The 20,388-nt window shown below is 68.3% G+C and carries 12 protein-coding genes; 8 read left to right on the forward strand and 4 right to left on the reverse strand.

Features of this window, described 5'->3' with window-relative positions; translation table 11 throughout:
* Positions 1-398: 398 nt before the first annotated feature.
* On the reverse strand, positions 399-1,514 hold the full coding sequence (locus OG718_RS53240; protein WP_443054859.1) for a LacI family DNA-binding transcriptional regulator: 1,116 nt from the start codon (positions 1,512-1,514) through the stop codon (positions 399-401).
* Positions 1,515-1,620: 106 nt separating this feature from the next.
* Here OG718_RS53240 and OG718_RS53245 point away from each other — a divergent pair, with 106 nt between their 5' ends.
* On the forward strand, positions 1,621-3,831 hold the full coding sequence (locus OG718_RS53245) for a glycoside hydrolase family 36 protein (protein ID WP_328842793.1): 2,211 nt from the start codon (positions 1,621-1,623) through the stop codon (positions 3,829-3,831).
* A 338-nt stretch (positions 3,832-4,169) separates the two neighbouring features.
* On the opposite strand, the gene OG718_RS53250 is transcribed toward OG718_RS53245, so the two are convergent.
* Together OG718_RS53250 and OG718_RS53255 are read right to left on the reverse strand one after the other, a co-directional pair.
* The gene (locus OG718_RS53250; RefSeq protein WP_328842792.1) at positions 4,170-7,034 is read right to left on the reverse strand and encodes a Tat pathway signal protein; all 2,865 of its coding nucleotides are present in this window, start codon (positions 7,032-7,034) and stop codon (positions 4,170-4,172) included.
* Between the two features lie 80 nt (positions 7,035-7,114).
* Positions 7,115-8,131 (reverse strand): hydroxyacid dehydrogenase, encoded by a 1,017-nt coding sequence (locus OG718_RS53255; RefSeq protein ID WP_328842791.1) that lies wholly within the window; start codon positions 8,129-8,131, stop codon positions 7,115-7,117.
* Positions 8,132-8,502: 371 nt separating this feature from the next.
* Between OG718_RS53255 and OG718_RS53260 the strand changes: the two genes are divergently transcribed.
* The 5 genes from OG718_RS53260 to OG718_RS53280 all read left to right on the forward strand — a co-directional run bounded on the left by OG718_RS53260 (position 8,503) and on the right by OG718_RS53280 (position 14,347).
* Entirely contained in the window at positions 8,503-9,831 is a 1,329-nt protein-coding gene (locus OG718_RS53260; protein ID WP_328842790.1) for an ABC transporter substrate-binding protein, read from the forward strand.
* Positions 9,832-9,882: 51 nt separating this feature from the next.
* Positions 9,883-10,833 (forward strand): carbohydrate ABC transporter permease, encoded by a 951-nt coding sequence (locus tag OG718_RS53265; RefSeq protein ID WP_328842789.1) that lies wholly within the window; start codon positions 9,883-9,885, stop codon positions 10,831-10,833.
* Positions 10,830-11,729, forward strand: coding sequence for a carbohydrate ABC transporter permease (locus OG718_RS53270; RefSeq protein ID WP_328842788.1), 900 nt, complete (start codon positions 10,830-10,832; stop codon positions 11,727-11,729). The genes OG718_RS53265 and OG718_RS53270 overlap by 4 nt, the downstream gene beginning before the upstream one ends.
* Positions 11,730-11,831: 102 nt before the next feature.
* Positions 11,832-13,442 (forward strand): glycoside hydrolase family 43 protein, encoded by a 1,611-nt coding sequence (locus tag OG718_RS53275; RefSeq protein ID WP_328842787.1) that lies wholly within the window; start codon positions 11,832-11,834, stop codon positions 13,440-13,442.
* Entirely contained in the window at positions 13,439-14,347 is a 909-nt protein-coding gene (locus OG718_RS53280) for an alpha/beta fold hydrolase (protein WP_328842786.1), read from the forward strand. The genes OG718_RS53275 and OG718_RS53280 overlap by 4 nt, the downstream gene beginning before the upstream one ends.
* A gap of 374 nt (positions 14,348-14,721) precedes the next feature.
* Here OG718_RS53280 and OG718_RS53285 read toward each other — a convergent pair whose 3' ends face one another.
* Entirely contained in the window at positions 14,722-15,606 is an 885-nt protein-coding gene (locus OG718_RS53285; RefSeq protein ID WP_328842785.1) for an AraC family transcriptional regulator, read from the reverse strand.
* Positions 15,607-15,956: 350 nt separating this feature from the next.
* On the opposite strand from OG718_RS53285, the gene OG718_RS53290 reads away from it, so the two are divergent.
* Both OG718_RS53290 and OG718_RS53295 read left to right on the forward strand, forming a co-directional pair.
* On the forward strand, positions 15,957-18,107 hold the full coding sequence (locus tag OG718_RS53290; RefSeq protein WP_328842784.1) for a hydantoinase/oxoprolinase family protein: 2,151 nt from the start codon (positions 15,957-15,959) through the stop codon (positions 18,105-18,107).
* A 40-nt stretch (positions 18,108-18,147) separates the two neighbouring features.
* A complete protein-coding gene (locus OG718_RS53295) occupies positions 18,148-20,379 on the forward strand; it encodes a hydantoinase B/oxoprolinase family protein (RefSeq protein WP_328842783.1) in 2,232 nt (743 codons plus the stop codon).
* The last annotated feature ends 9 nt before the right edge of the window (positions 20,380-20,388 follow it).

Raw genomic sequence — 20,388 nt, forward strand, 5'->3', positions numbered from 1 at the left:
CCAGTCCCAGCCCCCAGGACGTGCGCGGCGAGGGTGGGGCCGCTGCGGCGGGTCTGTCAGGGGCGAGAGCGACCGATTTCTGTCCTGAGCGGGAGAGCCGGAGTCCACGGCCGTGCGTGCCAGGCCCTCGCCGTCAGGCAACCGTTTCCACCCCGCTACTCGTGATCCTTCCTGCGGTCTCCGCCCATGGCGGACTCATGTACCACCGCGCCCGTCACGAGCTGGCGACCACCGATGGCGTCCCCGGCATCAGGAGGCCGGGGAGGCTCCCAGCTTCTGCTGCTGGACGGTTGGGCCCGGGTGTCACCGGCTGGCACAATTTCCGGCAGAACTTTCCCGCGTTCGCCGGAGTCACCACTGACGATCGTGTCAGTGCAGAGCGGACTCCTCGTACTCCGTCACCGCAGCGTCCGAACGGACTGCCTGATCACCAGTTGGGTGCTCAGTACCACGTGGTCGTCGGCCGCCGGGCGTTCCTCTCCTTCCAATGCCAGTCGGACCGCGGTGCGGCCCAACTCCTCGTAGGGAACGCGGACTGTGGTGAGGGCTGGGCTGAGGTCGGCGGCGAAGGGGACGTCGTCGAAGCCCACGAGCGAGATGTCGCGGGGGACGTCGAGACCGGCCTCGTGCAGGGCGGCGAGCGCGCCGGTCGCCACGATGTCGGTGCCCGCGAAGACCGCTGTGAAGTCCAGGCCGGCTTTTAGTGCCTCCCGGGTGCGCTGGTAGCCAGAGACACGGGTGTACGGGCCGGGCATGTCGAGTTCCTCGGCGTAGGGCACGCCGTGGGCGCGAAGCGCGTGCAGATAGCCTGCCCGGCGTTGCTCGGCTGTGCTCAGCAGAGGGGTGCCGCCCAGGAAGAGGGCGCGTCGGTGCCCGGCGGTGAGCAGGTGGTCGGCGGCCTGGAAAGCGCCCCCGCGGTTGTCGTACTCGACCACGGTCACCGGAATGCCGTCGGGCAACGGCGGACGGCCGACCAGCACCAGCCGGGAGCCCGCGGCGTCCAGTGCTCTTGCGTACTCGGCCATGCGCTCGTGATACGCGTCGTCCTGCACCGCTCCGCCGACCAGGACGACCGCGCCCGCGTGCTGTTCGCGCATCAGTTGCACCAAGTCGCCCTCGCGGCCCGGGTCGCCGCGAGTGGCGCAGACCAGGCTCAGCCTGCCCCGGTCCGCGGCCTCCTGCTCCACCCCGGCGGCGACATGGGCCAGCGACGGCCCGGTGATGTCCTGGATGACCAGCGCGATGGGGCCCGCCACTCGGCCGGACAGGGCCTTGGCATGCACGTTCACCACATAGTGCAGTGACTCCACGGCCGCCATGACCCGGGTGCGGGTGGTGGCGGAGACCGGGTAGTTGCCGGCGAGAGTGCGGGAAACGGTTGCCACGGAGACGCCGGCCTTGGCGGCGACATCACGAATGGTACTGGGCCGGTCGCCGCCGTCGGTGGTACCCCGTCGGCGACTGGCCCGTTTGGGTTCGGCGTTTGTTCGAGGACCGTTTCCGTTGACCGTCACGGTCCGACGTTACTGCATCGACCCTCTCTTGCCGGGGGAGTGGGCGGGAATTAGGGTCCTGGATCAGTAATCGTTTTCTATCCAGTGGGTCCCGGGAGTGCGCCGCATGTCCGTCACCTACCTGCGCTGGGGCACCGACGACCTGTCCCTGCTCCTTTCGCACGACCCCGCAGGGCCTGTGAGACTGCTGGCCGTGGGCGAGGCCGCCGCACTGCCCGACCCCGCGCGCGAACCGGAACTGTGCGTCCGGCTCGCACACCGTGCTCTGCCTCTGGTCGAGGTCCAGACCGCGGGCAGCGGACGGCTCGGCACCTCGGGCAAGCGCCACGTGGACGGCGCCGCCGCGCGTGCGCTGCGCTACACCGGTCACACGGAGGACCATGAGCGGGGGAGCGGAACAGGCCTGCGTACCCTGCGGGTACACATGGCCGACGAGACCACCGGCCTGCACGTCACAGCCGTGTGCACATTGCGCGAGGGGCTGCCGGTCCTGGGTACCGAGGCGTACGTGGAGAACACCGGTGACCGCCCCCTCACCCTGGAGTACATCTCCTCCTTCGCCCTTTCCAACCTCGCGCGCCATCTCGGCGACGGCCAACACTGGGAGGACGGCATGGCCCTGTGGCTGGCGGCCAACCCTTGGAGCGGCGAGTTCCGCTGGTCCCGGGCCACCCTGGCCGAACGAGGCCTCTACGACGTGGGCATGGTCCCGTTCGGCCAGACCGGTTCCAAGAACCGGATCGCCCTCACCAGCACCGGATCCTGGTCCTCTTCCGAGTCTCTGCCCTCGGGATGTCTGGAGGAGACTACGACGGGCCGCGCCCTGATGTGGCAGATCGAGCACAACGGCTCCTGGCACGCCGAGATAGCCGACCGCTTCGGCGACGTGTACCTCACCCTGTCGGGCCCCACCGATCGCGAGCACCAGTGGCGTCGCCGCCTCGCCCCCGGAGAGTCGTTCCGCAGCGTCCCGGTCGCCACGGCGTTCGTGCCGTCGGGCGGGTTCGAGGCCGCACTCGCCGCGATGACCCGTCACCGCCGCGCCACCCGGCGGCCGCACCCCGACCACCAGGGTTTGCCGGTCGTCTTCAACGACTTCATGAACAGCCTGATGGGCGAGCCCAGCACCAAAGCCCTGCTACCACTGGTGGACGCGGCGGCAGCGGCGGGCGCCGAATACTTCTGCATCGACGCAGGCTGGTACGACGACGAGCCGCCCGGCACCGTCGGCCCCGGCGGGGTGCCCGGCTGGTGGGACGCAGTGGGGGAGTGGGAGGAGTCGGCCGCGCGCTTTCCCGGCGGACTGAGCGAGGTGCTCGACCACATCCGCGCGGCGGGCATGGTCCCCGGGCTCTGGCTCGAGCCGGAGGTCGTCGGCGTACGCAGCCCGCTTGCCGCCGCCCTCCCCGACGAGGCGTTCTTCCGCCGGGATGGCGTACGGCTGGCGGAATGGGGCCGCCATCAGCTGGACCTGCGCCATCCGGCTGCCCGCGCCCACCTCGACACGGTGGTGGACCGGCTGGTGCGCGAGTACGGCGTCGGCTACCTGAAACTCGACTACAACATAGACATCGGCCCCGGCACCGACTCACCCGGTCCGGGCGATGGCCCAGGAGACGGCCTCCTTGGCCACAACCGGGCATACCTCGACTGGCTGGACGGGGTCCTCGACCGGCACCCGGCCCTGGTCCTGGAGAGCTGCGCAGCTGGCGGCAGCCGTACCGATCACGCGATTCTCTCCCGTCTGCCGATCCACTCCGTCACCGACCAGCAGGACTTCCGCCTGCTTCCCGCCATCGCGGCCGCGGCGCCCACCGCGGTTACTCCGGAGCAGGGTGCTGTCTGGGCCTATCCGCTGCCGGAGCACGGTGAGGCCGAGCTCGGCATGGTGATGGTTTCGGCGATGCTCGGCCGCGTCCACCTCAGCGGACGCCCCGACCTGCTGACCGAGGAGCAGGGGGCGCTGGTGCGCCGGGCCGTGGACACCTACAAGTCCTTCCGCCACCTGCTGCCGGGCGCCCTGCCCCGCTGGCCGCTGGGGCTCCCTGGCTGGCGCGACGGCTGGCTCGCACTGGCGCTGAACGCCGAGAACGGCACGACTCTGCTGGCCCTGTGGCGGCGCGACGGCGCACCGGAGACGGTTGCTGTCTCGCTGTTCTGGGTGACCGGAGACGACGGGCCGCAGGTGCTGTTCGCGGCCGGTCCGCAGCCGACGTACGAGTGGGACGGACAGGGCCGCCTCCTGCGGGTGGGTCTGCCGGCCGAGCGGTCGGCGGTACTGCTCGCGTTCGACGCGGACTTCGCCGCGCCGACCTGAGCCAGGGCGGCCGGGAGCCGGTCATGGGCGGATGGCCCGGCGCCGGATACGGACGCCGAGCCGGCCGGATCGTGTTCCGGGCCCGTCGACAGGCCAGGGGCCCGGTCCGGTGTCGGCCATGAAGGGGCCGAAACCGGCCAGACCGTGTCCTGGTGCGCGGGCCGGGCGTGAGCCTGATGCTGCGACAGGCCGTAGGAGCGGACCGCGGCATGCGGCATCCACGTCGGGACACGGGCGGTAAGCAATAACGGGGTCGGGCTGCAGGACGATCTCCAGGTTCAGCAGCCCGACATCAAGGGCAACGGCCGACGCGCAACACGCGCCGGCCCGAGCAACGGTCAGCGCCTGCGCAGCACCACCGTCGTGCCCGGCTTCACGTGCAGCTTGGCGCTGCCACCCACCCTGGCGCCGCTGACCAGGTCCACGGACGCCCCGAAGCCCTCCGTGGAGAAGGTGTAGCTGCGGTTCGCGGTGGTGTTCATGGCGATCAGGTACGGGCCGTACACACAGCGGTAGAAGGAGGCGCGACCGGCGAACGGGGTCTCCTTCCCAAGCGGGGCGTCCGGCACGTCGTCGGGTGCCTTGGCCAGCGGCAGCACCTGGCCGGCGAACGCCTGGTGCAGTGTGCCGCCGGGGGGCGGGAAGCCGCCGTCGGGGATGGTCAGGTCGCCCACGGCGAACTCGAAGTTGACCCAGTCGGGCTCGGTGTGGGCCCGGCCGTCGGGGACGTACTTGACGTCCTGCCACACGGTCGCCGAGCGTTCGATGCCCTCGGCCGTGATGTGGTGCACGCGGGCGAGGCGGTTGACGCCCCAGCGTGCCCGCCAGTACAGCGAGGCGTAGAGGATCTCGTCGCCGTGCTTGACCGCGACCAGGCCGTTCTCCTCGTCGCTGAAGACGAAGTCGGGCCGCCCCGGGCCCATGGGGAGCGGGGCCGCGCTGCCGGTTGCGCCGCTGATGTACGCGTAGTCGTCGGCGGTGGACAGCAGGTTGAGGTTGGTCCGTGCGGAGGCGCCCAGGTCGTATGCCTCCTGGAGCACCTCGAAGACCTGCTTGTCGGCGATGGACTGCTTCGCGTACGCCGTGAGGTCCGGGTCCTTCAGAAGCGCGGCGAGCCGCAACGGGTGGCCGTCCCACTTGTTGCCCTCGTCGTAGGAGACCTTCCCCGGATACTCGGCGTCGCGCCAGCCGACCACGGCCTCGATACGCATCGTCCGGTAGCCGTCGGCGTCCAGCGCCAGGTGGCGGAAGACCATGCGGGCCTTGGTCATCCTGACGAGATGGTCGCGCAGCCTGTTGTCCTCGACGCCGCCGACGCCGATGACCGCGTCGTAGACGAGGGAGAGCCAGTCCTGGAGGTCTCCGTAATTCCCGGCGTAGCCGAGTTCCTTCGAGATACCGGTCTTGCTGACCTGGTAGTACGAGCCGCCGAGGGGCTTGGTCGGGGTGCCGTCGGCGCGCTCCGGGCCGAGCCAGGGGGACAGGCCCACGGACTGGTAGAGGTAGTCGCGGGCCTTGGCCTCGCCCCAGGCGTCCGCGGAGCCGAGGAAGCTCAGGCCCCGGTCGGCGAGGTAGAGGCCGAGGGCGCAGATGATGGCCTGGTTGGTGTACTGCGGGAAGTTCTGCCGCCAGTACTCGCGGCTGGCCAGCAGCATCTTCGCCCACGCGTCGCGGCGGATCACGGGCTTGGCGGTCGCCGTGGCGGGCGGCGTGAGCGTCAGGTCGTCGAACCAGGCGGTGCCTGCGGTGGCCAGGCGTAGGTGCAGCTCGATCTGGGTGGCGGTGCCGGGCGTGGTGAGAGTGGCGGTGACGTGTTCCCAGTCGTGGGTGCCCGCGGAGGCGTAGAACTTGTTGTCGCCGCCGACCAGGGCGCCGGAGGCGTTGAAGAAGAGCACGTCGAGGTAGGCGCCGTTGGCGCCCACGCCGTCGGTCCTGATCCATGCGCCGTAGGTGTACGTGCCCTGTTCCACCGGGATTTTCGCGTTGTGGGCGAGGCCGACCGTGCCCGACGACGGGATGGTCACCTTCGCCGAGGCGGCGCCGCCGCGCGCGACGGTGGTGTCCCGGGTGACGGTGCCCTGGCCCGCCCAGGTCGCGGAGCGCCAGCCGGTGGGGAGGGAGCCGCCGAACTCGAAACCGGCGTTGGAGATGGTGCCCGGGGAGCCGATGACCGGCCCGTCCAGCAGCGGCTTCAGCGCGTCACCGAGCTGGAGCAGGACGAGACCGATCCGGCCCAGCCCCATCCACTGCTGGCTGGAGTCCGTGATCATCTTCTGGTTCGTGAGGTGGTTCCAGTACACGGCGTCCAGGCTGCTGGTGATCTGCAGGGGCACGGCGCTGTTGCGGTATGCGCCGGTGGACGGCATCGCGTAGGCGCGGGCCAGGAACTCCAGATACCACAGGTCCAGCTGGGGCGAGGTGCGCGATGCCTCGGCGGCGGCCTGGGCCGTTACCCGGGCGTTGATCGTGTCGACGACCTCGTTGCCCGGTGAGGGACGCAGACCGGGGGAGGGGAAGGAGCCGGTGACGTCGGTGCCGGTGAGCCGGAAGTACGGCTCGTGGTGGGTGTAGAGGCGGTAGACGCCACGGCTGGGGCGCTCCATGGGCTTGTAGTAGTCGGCGGCGGAGAGCGCGTATCCGGCGACCCGGCCCATGGCACGGATCTCCAGGCTGATGGAGTGCTTGGCCTCGGTGAGTTCGGCGGGTAGCGGGAGGGTGTGGAAGTAGAACCGTTCCGGGGTGCGCGGGTCCTCACCGGCGATGTCGAGCGGGTCGACGGCTCCCAGGTGATAGTGACCCACCTGCTTGCCCCCGGCGAACAGCTGCAGACGGCCCAGGTCCTCGCCGGCGTCCGAGCCCCAGAGCTTGATCGTCACATAGGTGGTGCCCTTGGGACGGCAGGCCATGGTCGCGGCCAGGGTGCCGCCCCAGAAGTCCGCGGTGTCCTTCGGGTTGAGGGCCCGGCTCGGCTGTCCGAGGCCGCCGGTGACGACGTCGGAGTACGTGGTGGTCAGGTCGTGCGCCGTCTCGGACGCGCTGTCGCCGAAGACGAGCGTGTCGAGCGCGCCCGCCTTGGCCTCCGCGGAGGCCGGGGACGGCACCGCATGAGCGGGGTCGGCCTGCCACACGTGGCCGGCGGTGACGACGCCGGCGGTACCGGCGGCCAGCTTGAGGAGGGATCTGCGCTGGAGGGCTTCGGACATGGGCGGTGGTCCTTTCAGGTGCGGCTCAGGGCGCGATTCCATCCACCGGATGCCGGGGCGGCGGCCCGGGACGGAGAAGTTCAGGCGCTGGTGGCGAGCGCGGAGCGGCGGACCCCGTGGGCGGGCTGGAGGCCTGCAGCGAGGCGTTCCAGTTCCTCCACGACGGTGCCGCCGAGGCGTGCCAGCTCGTTTCCGAGCGAGCCGGCGATGTGCGGGGTGAGGAAGACGTTGGGCAGTCGGTACAGCGGGGAGTCGGCGTGCAGCGGCTCCGGTTCGGTGACGTCGAGCACCGCGCTGATGCGGCCGCCGACCAGTTCGTCGGTGAGGGCCTCGGGGTCGACGAGGGCGCCCCGTGAGGTGTTGATCAGTACGCCGCCGTCGGGGATCAGCGCCAGGCGCTCCCGGTTGAGCATCCGGTGTGTCTCCGGGATCTGGGGCGCGTGCACGCTGACGATGTCGCTGGTACGCAGCAGCTCGTCCAGCGGTAGCGGTACGGCGCCGAGCGCCGTGGCCTCGGCGTCGTCCAGGTACGGGTCGTACAGGGCGACCGAGAGGTCGAAGGGGCGCAGCAGTTCGAGCACCCGGCGGCCGACGCGGGAGGCGCCGATGAGCCCGACCCGTCGTCCGAGGTTGCCGATCGCCGCGTACTCGCCGGTGGCCGGGTAGACGTGCTCGGCCCGGAAACGCTCCCGCAAGCCGAAGGCGTCCTTGCCGGCGAACAGGATCGCGGCGAGCGTGTACTCGGCGACCGGGACGGCGTTGGCCTGGACGGCGCTGGAGACGGCCAGCCCACGTTCCCAGAACGCCTCACCGACCAGGCTGCGCACGCTGCCCGCCGCGTGCAGGACAGTGCGAAGCCGCGGGGCGGCGTCCAGCACCTCGGCGCCGATATGCGGACAGCCCCAGCCCGTGATCAGCACCTCGGCCTCCGCCAGCGCCCGGGCCGCCGTCGGATCGGTGAAGTCCCGCACTACGAGAGCGGGATCGATCCGCACCAGCTCCCGCAGTCGCGTCATCACGTGCGGCGGGAACAGCTCGGGAACGTGCACCGGGTTCATCGCGAACAGGGCGGCGGGCAGATGCGGCGGCGTGGACATGGGGCTCCTGCTTCGGCGCGGAAGGAACGGAGGAGAGTTCAGTAAACGTATTCCACGCTAGGCAGTCGAAGTGACGCAGGTCAATGTCTCGCCAGTGACTCCCTCTTCCTGATCTTCAAGTGCCCCAGCGGGCGAGCGCGTTGAAATATGCAGCTCAGGGGCATCGTCAAGGTAACATTCTGGAGTTTTTGCCGAAACAATCCAGTGCCTCCCTCTTGTGGTGTCGCCCGTTCCCTGCCTACGGTCCACGGCAAACGGTTACTGCCCGTCTGTCTCCGGGAGTTGTAACCGCCTCCCTTTCCTGCCCTGCCGCTGACCGCGCCGGTTTCCCCACACCGCCCGCGTCGTCCCGTTGTCACCGTGGAGGACCGATGTCCGAGTTCCGTAAGAGAGCCGCAGTTCCCGTCGTCGCAGCTGCGTCCCTCTCCCTGCTGCTGGCCGCCTGCTCCGGAAGCGGAGGCACCGACGCCTCCGCATCCCCGAGCACCAAGGGCAAGGCCACCCTGGAGTTCTGGAGCTGGACCGACGGCATCGAGGCCCAGACCAAGGTGTGGAACAAGGAGCACCCCGAGACCCAGGTCAAGTTCGTCAACGCGGCGGGCGAGACCGTCTACCAGAAGCTCAGGGCCGCGGTGACCGCAGGCAACGCCCCCTGCCTGTCCAAGATGGACGGTATGAACCTGGCGAGCTTCGCCGCGGACGGCCTGCTCACCGACATCACCAAGACCGCCGGGCCCTACAAGAGCCAGTACACGGCCGCGGCCTGGAACGCGGTCAGCCCCGGCGGTACCACCTTCGGCATCCCCATGGGTTCCTCACCGTTGTTCACCGCCTACCGCGCGGACCTGTTCGACACGTACGGCATCAAGGAGCCGAAGACCTGGGACGACCTAATCGCGGCAGGCAAGAAGGCGCAGAAGGAGAACAAGAAGGTCAAGATCTTCAACATGGCCGGCGAGGACCCGTCCACCCTGGTCGACCTGTCCTGGCAGGCAGGCGCCCAGTGGTACAAGGTGGACGGCGACCACTGGGTCATCGACTTCACCTCCCCTGAGGCCCTCATGGCCGGTGAGGTCGTGCAGCAGCTGGTCGACAACGACCTCGCCTCCAGCGCCTCCTACGCCGACCCGGGAGTCTTCAAGACCTGGGACCTCGGAACAACCATCGCGATGACCACCTCGACCTGGCAGCTGCCGATCTACGACACCAACTTCCCCAAGTCCAAGGGCAAGTGGCAGCTGGCGGATGCACCGGTCTTCGACCCGGCCAAGCCGCAGACCTCCAGCAACTTCGACACCACCGCCGTACTCAAGGGCTGCAAGTACCCGGACCGCGCCGCCGAGTTCGCCTCCTGGTTGTCCAGCAGTAAGGAGTCCCTGACCACGCTCACCGACCCCGCCTCCAAGTCCGGCCTCTTCCCTGCGGTCGCCGACGTCACCCCGTACGTCGACAAGATCATCCCCACCGGGATGTTCAACGGGAAGTCCGACGGCGAGAAGGTGATCACCGACGCAGCCTCGCGGGTCGGTGACCAGTGGCAGTACGGCCCGAACTACGCCGCCATGTACTCCGAGATGCAGAAGCAGTGGGGCAAGGTCATGAAGAAGGAGCTGACGGTCAAGGAGATGCTGACCAGCCTCCAGAAGTGGACCGTCGACGACCTCAACGGCAAGGGCATCAAGGCCGTCGCAGGCAGCTGACCCCGTCCCGAACCACCGGCGGCAGCCGGCGCACCTCACCTGGAGAGATCCGTGTCCACCCTCACGCGACCGCGTGTCGCGACCGACTCCCCGGCCCGGCGGCCCTCCCCCCGCCGGGCCGGGAGACGGGGAGCCCACAAGGGGCTGCTGTTCACGCTCCCCTTCCTGCTGGGCTTCCTGGCCACCTACGTCGTACCGATCGGCTACGCCTTCAGCCAGAGCCTGCACGAGAAGAAGAGCACCGGCCTCGGCTTCGGCCCGACACGGGTCGTCTACACCGGCTTCTCCAACTTCGCGTCGGTCCTCGGCGACGAGGCGTTCTGGGCAAGCATGGGGCGCACCCTCCTCTTCGGCACGGCACAGATCACGGTCATGCTGGGCATCTCCCTGCTGCTGGCCCTGCTGCTCGACGGAGTCGCCGCCCGGGCGGTGCGCTTCTTCCGTGCGGCGCTCCTCATCCCGTACGTCGTTCCCGCCGTGGTCTCCACCCTGATGTGGCTGTTCCTCTACAGCCCGACGGGCAGCCCGCTGCTCGACCTCACGCAACGCGCCGGCATGGACATCGAGTTCTTCGGCGGCCTCAACACCTACCTCTCGCTGGGTAATCTGCTCACCTGGCAGGGCATCGGCTTCAACATGATCCTGATCTCCGCCTCGCTGCAGGCGCTGCCCCGTGAGCTGTACGAGGCCGCCCGGCTCGACGGGGCCCGTGAGTGGCGGATCGCCTGGTCGGTCAAGGTGCCCAACATCACCGGGATCCTGGTCCTGACCGGCATGTTCTCGCTCATCGGTCGGCTGCAGCTGTTCGGTGAGCCGCTGATCATGCGGCAGATCGCACCGGAGTCCATCAATACCGACTTCACACCGATGATGGAGATCTACGACAAGGCCTTCAAGGTCGGCGACTATCAGTACGCCGCCGCAGAATCCCTGGTCCTGGCCGTGGTCACGGGCATCCTCGCCTTCGTCTTCTACCGCGTCACGAACAGGAAGATGTCATGAGCAGCGCCACCCGGGCCGTGCGGGCCACCAAGGCGACGGAATCGGCCGGGGGCGGCGCGCGCCCCTCCCGCCGCGCGGTGGCGCTCACCACCGGCCTGCTGATTGTCTTCCTGCTGTACTCGCTCGCCCCGACCTGGTTCCTGATCGTTTCCGCCACCAAGAACCAGACCGACCTCTACTCCACGTTCGGCCTGTGGTTCTCCTCCAACCACCTCGGGGACAACCTGCACAACATCTGGACGTACCACGACGGCGTGTTCGTCCGCTGGGTGGGCAATTCGGTCCTCTACTCCACCCTCGGCGCGGCGGGCGCCACCCTCGTCTCGCTCGCCGCCGGATACGGCCTGTCGAAGTTCGACTTCCGCGGCCGCGGCGTGCTCTTCGCCGTCATCGTCGGCGCCTCCCTGCTGCCGAGCACCCTGCTGGCCTTTCCGCTCTATCTGGTCTTCGCCGAACTCGGCATCACCAACACCATCTGGTCGGTGCTCATCCCGTACTTCATCAACCCGTTCGGGGTCTACCTCGGCAAGGTGTACGCCGACAGCTCCGTGCCCGCGGAACTCATGGAGGCGGCCCGTCTCGACGGCGCGGGCGAGTTCCGGATCTTCGCCTCCGTCGCGCTGCGGCTGATGCGGACCGGCGGCATCACCATCTTCATGCTCGACTTCGTCAACATCTGGAACAACTTCTTCCTCCCTCTGTTCATGCTCAACGGTGAGCGCACCTTCCCTGTGACCCTGGGTCTCTACTCCTGGCTCCAACAGGCCCAGAACGCGCGCGACATGAACACGCTCGTCCTCACCGGTTCCCTGCTGTCGATCGTTCCGCTCGCGGTCTTCATGTTCGCCCTCCAGAGGTACTGGCGCAGCGGAATCCTCATGGGCAGCCTCAAGTGAGACCAACGCCGTCGGGGACGGTCCGCGCCGCCTCCGCTCACCGGCTCCAGGGCTCCGGCACCCTGCTGTTCACTCTCTGATCCCTCAGCCAGCGGAGCTTCAGTGATCCACAACCCCGTCCTTCGCGGGTTCGAACCCGACCCGGCGATCCTTCGGGTCGGCGACGACTTCTACATCGCCACGTCCACATTCGAGTGGTATCCGGGAGTCCGGATCCACCACTCGCGGGACCTGGTGCACTGGCGGTCGCTGGGAGGGATCCTGGACGGCAGGCGGCTGCTCGACCTGACCGGTGTTCCCGACTCCGGCGGGATCTGGGCGCCCGGTCTGTCGCACACGGACGGATTGTTCCACCTCGTCTTCACCGTGGTGGACACGTACGCCGAGGGCTGGAAGGACCTCCCGAACTACGTGACCACGGCGCCGTCGGTCGAGGGCCCGTGGTCGGACCCGGTGCCGCTGCACGGCCGGGGGTTCGACGTGTCACTGTTCCACGACCACAAGGGCGACGGGCGCAGCTGGCTGGTCAACATGCGCTTCGACTGGCGGCCGGAGCGGGAGGGGTTCGCCGGGATAGAGATCCAGGAGTACGACCGCAGGACCCGCGTGCTGCTCGGCGAGCCCCGGACGATCACCGTGGGCACCGCGGCCGGTGTCGCCGAGGGGCCGCACCTCTACCGCAGGAACGGTTGGTACTACCTGGTGCACGCCGAGGGCGGTACCGGCTACGAGCACGGGGCGGCTGTCGCCCGTTCCCGCGAACTGCTCGGCCCGTACGAGCCCGACCCGGCCGGACCGTTGCTCACCTCCCGGCACGACCCGGCCCTGGAGCTCCAGAAGGCCGGTCACTGCTCGCTCGTCGAGACGGTGACAGGCCAGTGGTACGCGGCTCACCTCACCGCCCGCCCGTACACCGAGCGCGGCCGCTGTGTGCTGGGCCGGGAAACCGCCCTGCAGCCCGTGGACTGGAGTGAAGACGGCTGGCCGCGTATCGCGGGCAGAGTCCCCGCCGTCACTGTCGCGGCGCCGGACCTCCCGCCCGCCCCCGTGCCCGAGCCGCCTGCCACGGACCGTTTCGACGGCCCGGTGCTCGGCCCCGACTGGTCCACCCTGCGCCGTCCGGCTGACCCGGAGTGGGTGGAGCCGAGGCCGGGGCGGCTCCGCATCCTAGGCGGTCAGTCGCCCGTGGGCCGCCGTACGCCCAGCCTGGTCGCCCGGCGGGTGACGGCAAAGCGCTGCTCCTTCGAGACCGAACTGGTCTACGCGCCCCGCACCCCCGACCACATGGCAGGGCTCACTGCCTACTACAACACCCGCAACTGGCACTACCTGTACGTCACGGCCGAGGACGACGGTTCCCCAGTGCTGCGGGCACAGAGCTGCGAGGCCGGACGGCTCACCGCCCACCCGCCCAGGATCCCCCTCGAACCCGGGCGCCCCGTCGTGCTGCGCGCCGAACTCGACGGACCCCGCCTGCGCTTCGCGTACGACACCGGCGGTATCGGTTCGCGCGGCCCCAGGCCCCTGCGGCTCGACCTCGACGCCACCGTCCTGTCGGACGAGCACGCTGACGAGTTCCACGACGGGCAGCTGCGGGTCCTCGGCTTCACCGGGGCGATGCTGGGGCTGTGGGTCCAGGATCTCGACGGCGCGGGCATACACGCGGACTTCACGCACGTCACGTACCGCACGACCCCGGATGGCCACGCATGACACTCCTCGACCTCGGACGCATCCGCCTCTTCTGCACAAGTCTCGGCCCGGACGATGCCCCCGCGCTGCTGCTGGTACATGGCTGGGGCGGTGACGGACGGGAGTGGTCGCCGCATGCCGAGGCGCTGGCAGACCGGTTCCACGTACTCGTCCCCGACCTGCGCGGTCACGGCCGCTCCGAGGTGCCGGACGAGGGCAACACACCGACGGAGATGGCGGACGACCTGGCCGCGCTCATCGCCTCTCTGGGCGTCGGGCAGGTCGTCGCCGTCGGTCACTCCATGGGCGTCCAGGTCGTCAATCTGCTCGCCATCCGCCACCCGAGCACCGTACGGTCGGTCATCGCCCTCGATCCCGCCCACGGCGCGCACGATGCCGAGGTCGCGGAGATCCCCGCCCGCCTCGCCGAGTACCGCAAGCATGGCGCCGGAGCCGCCGCTTCCTTCGTGGCCAGCGCCTTCTCGGAGCAGGCCCCGACCGGCCTGCGTGCCGCGCACATCCGCACCATGCTCGGCACACCCGACCACGTCGTCGCTCAGGCCTACGCGGGTATGTACACCGACCCCGGCGCCGTGGGCGCTCGCCCGCACAGTGAGACATACCTGCGCCTCCGCCGGCAGCCCTCACTGACGGTGTGGACGTTTACGAAGGCCGCTGAGTGGGAGCGCGGCACGCCGCAAGTGCCAGGCTCACGCGTCGAGTACTGGCCCCACACCGGCCACTATCTGCACGAGGAGCGGGTCGAGCGCACGACCCGGCTTATCCGTGACTGGGCGGCCGGGGCGACTGCTGGCCGACAGACCGGAGCGATCCCCGACGCGACGACTTCGCCTGCCACCTCAGCTCGGGCATCGTCGCTCGCCCCTCTTGAGACTTCGGCAGACACCAGAGGCGTCTCTGAGTGACTTGTGACTGCTGGAGAGCGCGCCCCCAGCAAGGTGATCATGTATGAGGTGGTTGTACATAGGCGGCTCGCACGAATCCAGGCGATACCGGCATGCGACGCCGGTGCGGTCAGCGTGGGATGTTGATCTCCCGTTTGAGGATTCTTGCCGCTGCCCCTTTCAGTAGCCCGTCCAGGAAGACAATCTCGCGCGGGTATTTGTACGGTGCCGCTCTGTCTTTGACGAACTGGCACAGTTCGTCGGGGCGCTGCTCCGCGTCGGGCCGGAGCACGATCGCTTGGGCGGAGCCTCTGCGGCCGTCGTCGCATGTTTCAGGACCTGCCCACAGAGTTGCATTTGGGCTGCGGGTGGGCAGTATGCCGGATCCGGGGCGATCAGCTTTCGGACCTGAACTTGCCCGGTGTCGTCCCCAGTCTTTGCTGGAAGACGCGTGTCATGTGGCTCTGGTCAGAGAACCCGCACAGAGCGGCGATTTCCCGCAGCGGGTTGCTTGTCCGCTGGAGCATGAGTTGGGCCCGGGAGACACGCTGATTGGTGACGAATTCGTGTGGCGTGGTCCCCATGGTCTGCCGGAATCGCCTGGCGAAGTGGTAGCGGCTCAGGCCGACACAGTCGGCGAGGTCGTCGAGGGAGATGTTCTCGCGCATGTGTGATCGGATGAACTCCTGGATGGTGCCGATCTGCCGTGTGGTGAGGGTGTCGTTGGGGGTGTGCTCCCGGAACTGCACCTGGGCGTGACGTCGCAGAATGTGCACGGACAGTTGGCAGGACAGTGACTCGATCAGCAGTGGACTGCCCACGTCGCTGTGTGCGGCTTCGGCTGCGATGTGCATGGCGGTGCGGTGGATCGCCGGGTCGTTGGCTTTGAGGACGTCGTTGAGTTCTATGTCGGCGATGTCGCGTTCATACATCTGGCGGCAGGTCGCGGCGAGTTCGTCCTGGGTGAGGTAGACGTGCACGACCTCGATTCCCTCGGGCCAGACCCAGTGGGATTCGGCGGCGCGGGTGAGCAGTGAGACATCGCCGGGGCAGAGGTGTTCGGTCGACCAGCGGCCGTCGAAGCGACGCCGCATGGCCGTGGTTCCGCGGCGGTAGGCGACGATCATGTAATCCCGCATGGGCGGGACTTCGACATCGGAGCCGGCATAGCGGTATCCGCGTACCGACATGCCGTCCCAGCCCTGCTCGGGACTGTGCACTGTAAGACGTCCGGGCACCCAGACCGGAAGCTCGTCCGGCCCGATCAAGTGTTGCGCCATCGGCCTGTCCTCCACGTCGACATTGACGCTCGGCAACGGGCTGTTCGGCGAGTGCGCGGCCGCCTGCTGCGTTTCGACGCTAACGCCTGCGGGCGGTATGCGACAGGTCACAGCGATTGTCGCGCCCGTATGTTCAAGCCGCACAGCGGATTGTTCAACGCATTCGACATGCCCAAACCGCAGTGACCTGCGCCGTTGCCTGTGCCTTGGCGAAGCGTGCGAGATCGTTCAACGGCTCGGCGTATCCGTTCAAGCCTTCTCGGTGCGTTTCGGTGCAGGGTCCTGGGCCATCAGGTGGGCGCCCGTAGCTCGTTACGGCGCCGCGGCTTCTGTGTGATCGGAGATGCACCGTGACGGCTCAAGATCAATCACTCGGCGCGGGCGAGAGCAACTGGGTTGCCCTGGACGCGGGCGGCACGATGACCGACGCGGTCATCGTCAGCGATGACGGCCGGTTCCTTGTCGGCAAGTATCTGACGAACAAGCAGGACGAATCGGTCAGCTTCATCGGGTCGATCGCCGATGCCGCGAAGACAGACGGCAAGCAGTTGTCCGAGGTGATGCCGCACAGTGAAGTCATCGTCTACGCGGGCACGATCATGCTGAACACGCTGCTCAGCAAGACCGGTTCGACGGTGGGGCTGCTGCTGACCCAGGGCTTCGAGGACTACCTGCTGATGGAGAAGGCCGAGGGTGGCTGGCTGGGCTATCCCTACGCCGACCGGCTGCACACCGTGACCCATCACCACGACGATCCGGTGATCCCGCGGGACCGGGTGCATGGCGCCCAGGAACGCATCGACCTGTTCGGTCAGGTCACCGTCCCGCTGCGGGAGGAGGACGTACGGGTCGCCGCGCGCGAGCTGCTGGCAGCCGGGGTCGAGTCGATCGGTGTGATGTTCCTGTTCTCGCACATGAACCCCGCACACGAGCAGCGTGCGGCACAGATCATCGCCGAGGAGGCACCCGGCGTCTCGGTCGTGCTGTCCTCGGCGATCGCGCCGACGCACAAGGAGTACACCCGGCTGGCCAGTGTCGTCGCGCAGTCCTATGCGGGGGAGCGGGCCCGCAAACACTTCAAGGCCGTGGAGGAGAAGGCGCGTTCGGACGGTTTCCGGCGGGAGGTCTCCACGCTGCTGGCGCACGGAGGCACCGTGCCGGTGGACACCCCCCGGCTGTACGAGTCCTATGTGTCCGGTCCCGTCGGTGGGGTGCTGGGCGGACACTTCGTCGGGGAGATCCTCGGTTCGGACAATGTGGTCTGCTGCGACATCGGGGGAACCAGCTTCGATGTCGGCATCGTCCGCGACGGCACCATCCCGATCACCCGGGAGCCCACCCTGCTGAGCTTCCGCACCAACATCCCGATGATCCACACCGAGTCGATCGGTGCCGGGATGGGGTCGGAACTGGGGATACACCCGTTGACCGGGAAGCTCACCATCGGGCCGCGGAGCGCGGGGTCGGATGTCGGTGTCTGTCTGAACTGGCCCAACCCGACGATCACCGACTGCCATCTACTGCTGGGCTATCTGGATCCGAACAACTTCCTCGGCGGTGATGTGCCGCTGGACAAGGACGCGGCGCAGGCGGCGCTGGAGCCGATGGCCAAGCATTTCAAGGTCGGCGTCATGGAGTTCTGCGAGCGGGCACATCAGCTGGTCACCGAGTCGATGCGGGAGTTCCTGTCGAACATGCTCCGTGGCCGTGGGTACACCACCGAGGAGTACTCGATGCTGATGTACGGCGGTGGCGGGCCGCTGGGCCTGTCCGGGGTGCTCGACGGGCTGAATTTCAAGGAGGTCATCACTTTCCCGTTCGCCGCCGTCTTCTCGGCATTCGGCGTGCTCTGCGCGCCGCGGCGCTACCGCTACCACCAGGCGACCATCGCGGCGTGTCCAGCAGGGGACGACGGTCCGGCCCGCGCGCTCAAGAGCGCGGCGATCGAGGCGATCAACGCGGCCTGGGCATCGCTGGAGGAGCGCGCGCGTCAGGACTTCGCCATCCACGGCTGGGATTTCGGCGCGGCCAAGCTGAACCGCTCGGCCTATGTGCGCTTCACCAACCAGCTCTCGGACTTCGAGGTCCCCTGGGACGGTGAGCGGCTCAAGTCGATCGACGACCTCCATGAGCTGATGCGCGGCTACGAGCGCGTCTACACCAGCATCTATCCGAAGCAGGCCCTCTACTCCGAAGTCGGTTACCAGATCCTGGAGCTCGCGCTCTCCGCCGATCTGGAGACCCCCAAGCCGGCCATCCCGGTGCTTGATCTGCACGGCAGGACCCCGCCCTCGTCGGCGCTCAAGGGAACCCGGCCTGGGCACTGGAAGGGCCAGGCCATCACCTTCCGAATCTACGAGATGGACGAGCTACAGGCCGGCAACGTCGTGGGCGGCCCGGCGGTGATCGAGCACCCGGCGACCACACTGCTCATCCCGCCCACCCATCACGTCGAGTTCGACAGCCGCCGCCTCATCCACTACCGCGCCGGTCAGGCCTGACCCCGTTCGTCCCAAGGTGACTTGAAAGGCAGGACCCCACATGACCAGCGAGAAGCCGACTCTGCTCGAGCAATTGAACTGCTGCGAGGAGCTGTTCGAAGAGACCGGTCACTACCAGGGCTTGACCGAGCTGCCCAACCTCGAAGCCGACCCGCTCCAGTTCGAGTCGTTCCACTCCCGGCTGCTGTCGACCATCATCTCGACGCGCGAGACGATGAAGTACATCGCCTCCTCACCCGCGGTCCGGGACTTCGAGGAGTTCGTGATCGGGCTCTACACCCCGGAAGGCGACGCCATCGCCCTGTCCAGCGGGATCATGGTGCACGTCCACACCTTGTCCGAGTTCATCAAGTTCATGATCAAGAACGGTTACGAGGACAACCCGAGGATCAGGCCCGGGGACATTTTCGAGAACAACGAGGTGTGGGCCGGCGGTGTGCACACGCCGGACGTCATGACGGTCATCCCGGTCTTCCACGGCGACGAGCTCATCGCCTGGGTCGGCGCGGTCACCCACGAACTGGAGGCGGGCACCTACGAGGGGCCGGGCATGTCGGTGCTCACCCCGGACCGGTACGGCGAGGGACTGCACATCAGCGCGGAGAAGGTCGGCGAGGACGACCACTTCCGCCACGACTACATGCTGCGGCTGCGCATGGGCCTCAGGAACGCCAACTGGTGGATCCTCGACGACAAGGCCAAGCTGTCGGGCTGCCTGATGGTCCGCGAGGCGCTCACCGAGATCGTCGAACAGTTCGGCCTGGACTACTACAAGCAGTCCACGAAGGAACTGATCGAGGAAGGCCGCCGGGAATTCCTCAAGCGGGTTCGTACGACCATGGTGCCGGGCACCTACCGCGGGCTGACCATGCCGGTGCACAAGCGTAGCCATGTGCCCTTCGTACACCCGCTGGCCAAGAACGACTTCATCGATCTGGTGCGCCAGGAGATGACGGTCACAGGTGAAGGCCGCATAGAACTCGACTACGAGGGTTCGACGGGCTGGAGCTTCCACCCGTTCAACTGCGCCCCGGGGCCGATGAACGGCGGCTTCTGGATCACCCTGACCCAACTGCTCAACTACGACGGCCGGGTCAACGACGGCGCGTATCTGGCGGTCAAGCAGTACCTGCCCGAGGGATCGATCGTCAACGCCAACTACCAGGGCGTCGCGACCTCGTTGGCCTGGTGGACCCTCATCCCGATCTTCGCCAATGTCTGGCGGCTGATGGGCATCAGCATGTACGCCAGGGGATTCACCGAGGAGATCCTGATGTCGACCCCGACCTGCATGGTGGGGGTCACCGGTTTCGACCAGTTCGGCGGACCGACCGGCTACAACAACTTCGAGATGGCGGGCGAGAGTTTCGGCGCCCGCGGTGTGGCCGACGGCATGGACTGCGGCAGCCCGATCTGGAACTCCGAAGGCATCCAGGGCGACGCCGAGGTCTGGGAGCTGACCGGCCCCAACGTCTACCTCGGCCGTAGCTTCGTCCCTGACCACCAGGGCTACGGCCGGTTCCGCGGGGGGTCCGGCTGGCAGTCGCTGTGGATGGTCCGCAACTCCGACGTGGTCAACGTGACCCTGTCCGGATCCGGGTGCATGAATGGCGGCGTGTTCCACAAGGGACTGTTCGGCGGCTACCCGCCGGCGGGGTGGAAGTGCCTGTGGGCCACCGGGACCAACGTCGCCGACCTCATCGCCCGGGGAGAGAAGCTGCCGTCGAGCATCGAGGAGGCCGAACGCATGCTGCTGGACGGCACGATCACCGCCGAGGACTGGTACTGCGGTCCGGACAACCAGTGGTCACCGAACCTGCGGGAAGGCGACCTGTTCGGCGTGCTGTACTACGGCGGCGCGGGGTACGGGGATCCGCTGGATCGCGAGACCTCCGCCATCGAGAAGGACCTCGCCAACGGACTCATGACCACTGAGGGTGCCCGCACCGCGTATGCCTTCGCGGGCACCGACACCGACGCGGAACGCGACCGGCGGCGGCAGGCCCGGCTGGCCGAGTCGGTGCCCGCGGCCGAGTGGTGGGAGGCGGAACGCGTCCGCGCCGCCGCGGGTGAGGTCTCCGACATGGTGCACCACACCTTCGCCCGCTCGGCCAAGCTGTCCGACGTCCTCGTCACCCAGTACAAGGCGTTCTGGCAGCTCGACGAGTTCCCCTACACCGAGACCGGCGAGCCGAACTTCTCCGCTCCCGCACCCGTCGGCTTCTACTACCCGACCTCGTCCAGCCGCCCGCGGCCGGACGCGGCTTCCTGACCGGACGCG

Source organism: Streptomyces sp. NBC_00258 (assembly GCF_036182465.1).
In the GTDB taxonomy this organism is placed as follows: Bacteria; Actinomycetota; Actinomycetes; order Streptomycetales; family Streptomycetaceae; genus Streptomyces.